The sequence below is a fragment of the Qipengyuania sp. genome, from assembly GCF_042095715.1.
GTDB lineage: Bacteria > Pseudomonadota > Alphaproteobacteria > Sphingomonadales > Sphingomonadaceae > Qipengyuania.
Genome location: NZ_JBELMO010000096.1, coordinates 1 through 7,913, shown reverse-complemented (window position 1 = coordinate 7,913; position 7,913 = coordinate 1). Strand labels below are relative to the sequence as shown.

At 63.7% G+C, this 7,913-nt stretch carries 9 protein-coding genes and 1 pseudogene; 3 read left to right on the top strand and 7 right to left on the bottom strand.

Annotation, left to right across the window (positions count from 1 at the left end; translation table 11 throughout):
• Positions 1–2 precede the first annotated feature (2 nt).
• A pseudogene (pgk, locus tag ACFDTG_RS15300) lies at positions 3–218 on the top strand (phosphoglycerate kinase); the annotation flags it as partial.
• A 154-nt stretch (positions 219–372) separates the two neighbouring features.
• Here pgk and ACFDTG_RS15295 read toward each other — a convergent pair.
• The 6 genes from ACFDTG_RS15295 to ACFDTG_RS15270 all read right to left on the bottom strand — a co-directional run bounded on the left by ACFDTG_RS15295 (position 373) and on the right by ACFDTG_RS15270 (position 4,619).
• Positions 373–696 carry a hypothetical protein gene (locus ACFDTG_RS15295; protein ID WP_375291837.1) on the bottom strand — a complete coding sequence of 108 codons (324 nt, stop codon included), beginning with the start codon at positions 694–696 and terminating at the stop codon, positions 373–375.
• Positions 696–2,180, bottom strand: coding sequence for an NAD(P)(+) transhydrogenase (Re/Si-specific) subunit beta (locus tag ACFDTG_RS15290; protein WP_375291838.1), 1,485 nt, complete (start codon positions 2,178–2,180; stop codon positions 696–698). The genes ACFDTG_RS15295 and ACFDTG_RS15290 overlap by 1 nt, the downstream gene beginning before the upstream one ends.
• A 98-nt stretch (positions 2,181–2,278) precedes the next feature.
• A complete protein-coding gene (locus ACFDTG_RS15285; protein WP_006833497.1) occupies positions 2,279–2,563 on the bottom strand; it encodes an NAD(P) transhydrogenase subunit alpha in 285 nt (94 codons plus the stop codon).
• A 126-nt stretch (positions 2,564–2,689) separates the two neighbouring features.
• On the bottom strand, positions 2,690–3,265 hold the full coding sequence (locus ACFDTG_RS15280) for a fasciclin domain-containing protein (protein ID WP_375291836.1): 576 nt from the start codon (positions 3,263–3,265) through the stop codon (positions 2,690–2,692).
• 81 nt (positions 3,266–3,346) lie between these two features.
• Positions 3,347–4,483: an NAD(P) transhydrogenase subunit alpha gene (locus ACFDTG_RS15275; RefSeq protein ID WP_375291835.1), complete on the bottom strand. Its 1,137-nt coding sequence runs from the start codon at positions 4,481–4,483 to the stop codon at positions 3,347–3,349.
• 13 nt (positions 4,484–4,496) lie between these two features.
• A complete protein-coding gene (locus ACFDTG_RS15270; protein WP_375291834.1) occupies positions 4,497–4,619 on the bottom strand; it encodes a hypothetical protein in 123 nt (40 codons plus the stop codon).
• 221 nt (positions 4,620–4,840) lie between these two features.
• Between ACFDTG_RS15270 and ACFDTG_RS15265 the strand changes: the two genes are divergently transcribed.
• Complete coding sequence (locus tag ACFDTG_RS15265; protein ID WP_375291833.1) at positions 4,841–6,259, top strand: sigma-54-dependent transcriptional regulator; 1,419 nt, start codon at positions 4,841–4,843, stop codon at positions 6,257–6,259.
• A gap of 75 nt (positions 6,260–6,334) precedes the next feature.
• On the opposite strand, the gene ACFDTG_RS15260 is transcribed toward ACFDTG_RS15265, so the two are convergent.
• A complete protein-coding gene (locus ACFDTG_RS15260) occupies positions 6,335–6,637 on the bottom strand; it encodes a hypothetical protein (RefSeq protein ID WP_375291832.1) in 303 nt (100 codons plus the stop codon).
• A gap of 278 nt (positions 6,638–6,915) precedes the next feature.
• On the opposite strand from ACFDTG_RS15260, the gene ACFDTG_RS15255 reads away from it, so the two are divergent.
• The gene (locus ACFDTG_RS15255; RefSeq protein ID WP_375291831.1) at positions 6,916–7,695 is read left to right on the top strand and encodes an SDR family oxidoreductase; all 780 of its coding nucleotides are present in this window, start codon (positions 6,916–6,918) and stop codon (positions 7,693–7,695) included.
• The last annotated feature ends 218 nt before the right edge of the window (positions 7,696–7,913 follow it).

Genomic DNA, 7,913 nt, shown 5'->3' with positions numbered 1-7,913 from the left:
CAATCAATTTACTAGATAATTTAATTTTAAAAAGTGAGATAGTATTATGGAATGGACCTATGGGTATGATTGAAAACGAAAATTTTGCTCATGGGTCTAGTAAATTAGCCTCATTATTAGCTAATTGTTCTAGTCAAGTTGTCATTGGTGGTGGTGATACTTTATTAGCAATCAATATTGCTGGGATTAATTTTGACCAATTTCATTTTGTATCAACCGCAGGAGGTCACTCTAACAGCCCCAGCCTGAACACGCGATGGTGGCAGGGGATGAAGGTGTGCGCCATGGGTCAAGCTCCTCGAACGGGGAACTTGGCAAATTGCGGCGATGTAGGAAAGCTTTTCGTTTCGGGGGTTTGCCCGAGCCACCCGGTCAGCCCAGGCCGACCGCGCACAGCCCGGCGGAACTGGCGGTCACTGTCACCACCTCCGCATCGCCGACACGGCGCACCCGCTCGACATATTCGCGCAGTGTCACGGGGCGTTCGCGTTCGCCCGGCCGGGCCTTCAGCCCTTCGAGCTTGCGGAGCTGGTCGATGGTCAGCCGGTCCACCATGCGCCCGGCCATGCAATCGGCCTCACGCTCGGCAACCCCGGCATCGATCAGCGCGGAGCGGACGCGGCTTTCGGCGATCGTCTGCGCGCAGCCGGTCACGATGGCGAGGATTGCCGCGCCAAGGGCGAACCGCCGCACCATCAGTCCATCGCCTTCACGATGTCTTCGACCATCTTCTTCGCATCGGCGAGCAGCATCATGGTCTGGTCCATGTAGAACACATCGTTGTCCACGCCGGCATAGCCCACGCCGCCCATGCTGCGCTTGATGAAGAAGACCTGCCGCGCCTTGTCCACGTCGAACACGGGCATACCGTAGATGGGGCTGGACTTGTCGGTCTTGGCAGCGGGGTTCACCACGTCGTTCGCGCCGATGATGAAGGCGACGTCGGCCTGCGCGAATTCGGAGTTGATGTCCTCCAGCTCGAAGACCTTGTCGTAATCGACCGATGCCTCTGCCAGCAGCACGTTCATGTGCCCGGGCATCCGGCCCGCGACAGGGTGGATGGCAAACTTCACCTCAACGCCCTTCTCTTCCAGAATGTCGGTCATCTCGCGCAGCGCGTGCTGTGCCTGTGCCACCGCCATGCCGTAACCGGGGATGATGATGACCTTTTCGGCCTGTTCCAGCATGAAGGCCGCATCCTGCGCGCTGCCCTGCTTGTAGGGGCGCTGTTCCTTGGCCTCGCCCCCGCCGGCACCGCTGTCGTCCGCGCCGAAGCCGCCCGCGATCACGGAGATGAAGCTGCGGTTCATGGCGCGGCACATGATATAGCTCAGGATTGCGCCAGAGGACCCGACCAACGCGCCGGTGATGATCATCGCCGTATTGCCCAGCGTGAATCCCATCGCCGCCGCCGCCCAGCCGGAATAGCTGTTCAGCATCGACACCACGACCGGCATGTCCGCCCCGCCGATGGGGATGATCAGCAGGAAGCCGATAAGGAAGGCCAGCACCGTCAGGCCGACGATCAACGGCATTGTCTGCGCGGGCGCGGCCATCGCGAACAGCGCGGTCAGAACGATGATCGCCGCCAGGGTGCCGAGATTGATGACATGGCGCGCAGGGAGCAGGATCGGCGATCCGCTCATGCGCCCCGACAGCTTCAGGAAGGCGATGACCGAGCCCGAAAAGGTGATTGCCCCGATCGCGATGCCAAGACCCATCTCGACTTTCGAGACCGCGCCGATCTGCATGGGCAGGCTGTAATCCGTCCCGATCGTGTCCATCGGCACCAGCAACCCGAAGGCACCCGGATTGAGATAGGCCGCCCAGCCCACCAGCACTGCAGCAAGACCGACCAGCGAGTGAAATGCCGCGACCAGCTCGGGCATCGCGGTCATGGCGATTCGCCGGGCGATGACGAGGCCGATAATCGCGCCGATGGCGATGGCGATCAGGATTTCGACCAGGTTTGCGATGTCATGCGTCAACAGCGTCGTCACCATCGCAATCGCCATGCCGATCATGCCGTAGCGGTTGCCCGTCCGGCTCGTCGCGGGCGAGGACAGGCCGCGCAGCGCGAGGATGAAGAACACGCCCGACAAGAGATAGGCGAGAGCGACCCATGGGTTCACCGCTTCTCCGGTCGAGGCATGGGCGGGGGTAGCTCCCAGTACCGTCATCCCCGCGAAGGCGGGGATCCAGCGCCACAAGGAGCTATGCGCGCTGCCCTGGATTCCCGCCTTCGCGGGAATGACGAGGCTGGAGACGAAGCGAGCCATCACTTCTTCTCCTTCTTCTTGTACATCGCGAGCATTCGCGCCGTCACCGCGAAGCCGCCGAAGATGTTCACGCTGGCGAGCACGATGCCGAGCAGCCCGAGCCACTTTGCCCCCGGCACATCCGCCGCCGCCGCCGCGATCAGCGCACCGACGATAATCACCGAGGAAATCGCATTGGTCACCGCCATCAGCGGCGTGTGCAGCGCGGGCGTAACCGACCAGACCACGTAATAGCCGACGAAACACGCCAGCACGAAGATCGACAGGATGCTGATGAAGTCCAAAGGTCTGCCCCTTCCCACTCAGATTGCGGCTTATTGCAAGAGCGCAGGGGCAAGTCGAGCGTCGTTAACGATAAAGGGCCCCGGGCGGCAATCCGCCCGAGGCCCCCCGTAATACCGGTGCGGCAGTTACATCGTCGGCGTCAACACCCCGTCCACGACATGGATGATGCCGTTTGACTGCATGACATCCGCCTGGGTGACATGCGACATGCTTCCGTTCTTGCCCGTCAGCATGACCATGTTGCCCATCATGGAGGCTGTCAGTTGCTCCCCTTGAACGGTAGTCAGCATGGCCTTGCCGCCGCCTGCCTTGATGCGCTGCATCAGATCGGCTGCGGTAACGCGGCCGGGCACGACGTGATAGGTCAGGATCTTGGTCAGCAAGGGCCGGTTGGAATCCATCATGGCGGAATCCAGCATCGCCTTCGGCACCTTGGCGAAGGCTGCATCGGTCGGCGCGAAGACCGTGAACGGGCCGGTTCCGGACAGCGTATCCACAAGACCCGCCTGTTTGACCGCCGCCACCAGCGTGGTGTGGATCGGCGAATTCATCGCGTTTTCGACGATGGTCTTGCTCGGATACATGGCCGCGCCATCGACATAGGCGATGCTGTCGCTCGCCATATCGTCGTTCATGGTTGTCGCGCAGCCGGACAGCGCAAGCGCGGCGGCGCCAACGCCTGCAAAAATCAGCTTATTCATCCGTAATTCCCTTCAGTCATCCCAGTCCCCGCCTATCAAATGGGGGGAAGGCCCGGATGTTCCGGGGGATCGCAAAGGGGATCAGTTCCGGGCGAGTTTCTCGTTCACCACTTCGCCGCCCCGGGTGAGGCGCACGGCATCGCCGATTTCCTCGTCCAGCACCGGCTTGCCCGCTTCCTTGTCCCAGAAGGCGGACAGGAAGTTGTAGAGGTTGCGGGCATACAGCGCAGACGCATCGGCGGCGAGGTGGGCGGCGGTGTTGGCATAGCCGACGATCTTCACCCCGTGCTTCTCGATCACCTGATCCGCGACAGACCCTTCCACATTGCCGCCCTGCGCAACCGCGAGATCATAGATCACGCTGCCCGGCTTCATGCTGGCGATCTGCGCATCCGAAATCAGGCGCGGCGCGGGCCGGCCGGGGATCAGCGCGGTGGTGATGACGATGTCCTGCTTGGCGATATGGCCCGATACCAGCTCGGCCTGCGCCTTCTGATACTCCTCGCTCATTTCGGTGGCATAGCCGCCGGCGCCTTCGCCCTCGATTCCCGCCACGCTTTCCACGAAGATCGGTTTGGCGCCCAGCGACTGGATCTGTTCCTTCGTCGCGCTGCGCACATCGGTGGCGCTTACCTGCGCGCCCAGCCGCTTGGCGGTGGCAATGGCCTGAAGGCCCGCCACGCCCACGCCCATGACGAAGCACTTGGCCGCCTGCACCGTGCCGGCTGCGGTCATCATCATCGGGAAGGCGCGGCCATAGGTATCGGCCGCGGCAATCACCGCCTTGTAGCCGGCAAGGTTCGCCTGGCTGGAGAGCACGTCCATGCTCTGCGCGCGGGTGATGCGCGGCATGAATTCCATCGCCAGCGCCTCCAGTCCTGCGGCGGCATAGGCATCGACCCGCGCAGGTTCGCGAAACGGATCGAAAGTCGCGGCGACCCATGCGCCCGGCTTCGCCCCGGTCAGCAGCGCCGGATCGGGGGCGACGACGCCGAGCACGATGTCGGCTTCCTTCACCACGCCGGCGGCATCGCCGATCTCGGCACCAGCCTCTCGCAAGGCATCGTCGGTTACGGCGGCTGCGATCCCCGCGCCCCGCTCCACCGCCACGGTTACCGCCCAATCGCCGCCAAGCGCGATGAACTTCTTCACCGTTTCGGGAGAGATCGCCACCCGGCTTTCACCGGGCGCGCGTTCGGCAAGGACTGCTATGCGCAAGATCGCCGGGCGCTCAGGCGATGAGCCAGACCACGAACGCCGCGATCAGTGCAATAAGCGGCACCGACCATTTGAGTGTGTCGATGAAGCTGCCGTAGGTGCGGTTCGCCGCATCCATGTCGTTTGCCGAAGCCATGGTTTCGTTTCCCTTGTGGGCGGCACGATGCCGCGCGTGATGACGGCCAAGGCTCTATCGCGCCTCTTGGCGTTGCTCAAGCCCGCGCGGGACCCGGGGCCCATTTCCCTCCGTTCCCGATACGGGACAACCTTAACCCGCCTTTCACCCCTTTGCGCTAGTCAGCTTCGTGAAAGCCCAGCTGGGCTAAGCACTTACGCATGGAAGGCGAACGCAATTTCATGGCCACGATCGACAACCGGCTGCTGCTGCTGATCGACGACGAGCCCGCACAGGGCCGTCTCGTCAGCGCGCTTGCCGCCCGCGAAGGCTATCGCGCCATCATCGCGACCACATCGGAAGAGGCGCTGGAACGGCTTCGGGGTGAGGAAGGCGATCAGATCTCGGTGATCCTGCTCGACCAGTGGGTGCCGGGCGAAAACGCCTGCGAGTTGATCCGCGATCTGCGCGAACTGCGCCCCGAGATCCCCGTGCTGCTGCTCACCGCCAGCACGTCGCCGCTACTGGCGGTGGAGGCGATGCGCGCGGGTGCCGCCGATTACCTGGTAAAACCCGTCGCGCCCGAACAGATGCTGCAGGCGCTGCGCATCGCGGGCCGGCGCGAAACGCCGCGCGCCGAACTCGCGCCGCTGGCGGAAAAGCTGGGCGCGCCGCTCGATTTCGATGCCATGGTGGGCACCGCCCCGCCGTTCCGCACCGCGCTGGCCAAGGCCGCCACGGCCGCGCGCGGCCACGCCCATGTGCTTATCGAAGGCGAAAGCGGCACCGGCAAGGAAATGCTGCTGCGCGCGATCCAGGCATCCAGCCCTCGCGCCAAAGGGCCGCTGCGGTCCATCAACATCGCCTCCATCCTGCCGCAATCGCTCGATTCGCTGCTATTCGGGCATGAACGCGGGGCCTTTCCCGGTGCATTCGACCGCCAGATCGGCCTGCTGCAACTGTGCGATGGCGGCACGATGGTGATCGACGAGGTAGACCGGCTGGGCCCCGCGCAGCAGGAGCGCCTGCTGGAAGTTCTGGAAACCGGCATCGTAAGGCCCACCGGCGCCGCCCACGGCTTCCGCATAGACGTGCGGGTGCTGGCCTCCAGCGACCGTTCGCTCTCGCAGCTGACCGCCGCGGGCGAATTTCACGCGGGCCTGTTCGCCCGTCTGGCCAACCCCGCCATCACCCTGCCCGCCCTGCGCGACCGCGCGGGGGATATTCCCGCCCTAACCCGCTATTTCCTCGCCCGCATCGGCGAGCAGCCGGGGCTTCGGCAGCATTCCATCGCCGACAGCGCGCTGGCGCTGCTCGAAGCCTACGATTGGCCGGGCAATGTGCGCCAGTTGCAGGCGGTGCTGTTCCGCGCGGCGGTGTTCTGTGAGGAAGAGGCGCTGACCGCCGATTGCTTCCCGCAACTTGCCGAATTGCTGGGCGGACAGGAGAAGCGCAGCGAGAACCGCCAGCGCGGCCTGTCCGTGATGCTCTACACAGAAGACGGCAACGTCCGCGCGCTGGAGGAAATAGAGGCCGACGTGATCCGCCTCGCCATCGGCCATTACCGCGGCCGCATGACCGAAGTCGCCCGCCGTCTCGGCATCGGCCGCTCGACACTCTACCGCAAACTAGGCGAACTGGGCATCGACAACGCCGCATGACATTGCTGCGTGGGGATTGGTGTCACCAAACTGGAAAAGCGGAACTTCCGCTAACGACCCCATAGCGGACGTTTCTTAGATGTCGTCCCGGTCGGTGAAACGCACTTCGACATTCGTGAAATGCTCTTCATCACCAAACCCCGCACCAAAGTCGTAAAGGTAGAGAGTGACGGGGCAGGATTGGCTCTCTGCCCACTTTATAGCCTCGGATACTGACACGGCTTCAAGCGCCTCGTGATCCACTGTCACCTTCGGATCGCTTTCCGGCGCTTGGTCGGCATCAGCGCATGAGTTGTCATGCTCTGTCGCCTCTATGATCGCATTAATTTCGCGCCACCGATAAGGTCGCTTGCGCTTGTCGATTACGTTCCAAAGCATGGCTGGAAGCTAACGGTTCGCGCTCAGACCGGCAATGTCGGTTGCCTACCCCAATTCCCGCCCTAGCCGCACGTCCGTGGAGAGGCTTTGCGCGCGGCGGACATTGCGGGACTGCACCGTCGGGGCGGCCCTCAATCGACAACTTCGCATAATTACTCTATCCACCCCGCACCAAATTGCATTCGGGAGATCCTCAGGTGGTCAAGACTTTCCGCTGACGCGGCACACATTGACCGGGGCGGCTTGCGCCCTTCCATCCTGATACCCGAGGTATCCTTATGACAAAACTGAACGACACGCTTTGCGTGATGACCGGCGGCGCGCGCGGCATCGGCAAGGCGATCTGCGCCGCATTCGTGGCCGAAGGCGCGGACGTGATCCTGACCGACATCGACTCGGAGGGCGCAGAGCACGCCGCAGCCGAACTTGGCTGCCGCTTCATGGCGCTCGACGTATCGGGTGAGGACGAGTGGAAAAGGCTGGCCGAAGCCGCCCCCCGGGTCGGCGTGGTGGTAAACAATGCGGGCGTGACCGGGTTCGAACGCGGCACCGCCGCCCATGATCCGGAAAGCGCTAGCCTTACCGACTGGCGGGCGGTGCACGCCATCAACACCGACGGCACCTTCCTCGGTTGCCGCTATGCGCTGCGGGCGATGCGCGATGCGGGCGAAGGATCGATCGTCAACATCTCCTCACGCTCCGGCCTGGTCGGCATTCCCGGCGCGGCGGCATATGCTGCCAGCAAGGCCGCGATCCGCAATCACACCAAATCCGTGGCGCTCTATGCCGCGCAGCAGGGCTGGCGGGTGCGCTGCAATTCGATTCACCCGGCGGCCATCCTCACCCCCATGTGGGAGCCGATGCTGGGCGATGGGCCGGACCGGGAAGACCGGATGGCCGCGCTGGTTGCCGACACGCCGCTGAAACGCTTCGGAACGGTGGAGGAGGTTGCCGCCCTGGCGGTCTTCCTCGCCTCTCCGGAAAGCGCCTACATGACCGGAACGGAGCTGACGGTGGACGGCGGCCTTCTCGCGGGGAGCGCCGCCTCGCCCGGCTGACGCTGGAACCCGGGGCCGCGCCTGCCGTTCGGGTTCCAGAGTTCTTCAGCAACAGGAAAAGACCGCCCATGGATATCGTCGATTGCATCCTCGCCGACCACGATCAGCAGCGCCGCATGTTCGCCGCGCTCGACGAGGCGCGCGACGATACCGACTCCGCCGCCAAGATCTTCGAACGGTTGAAGGATTTCCTCGAAGCGCACGCCGCCTGCGAAGAG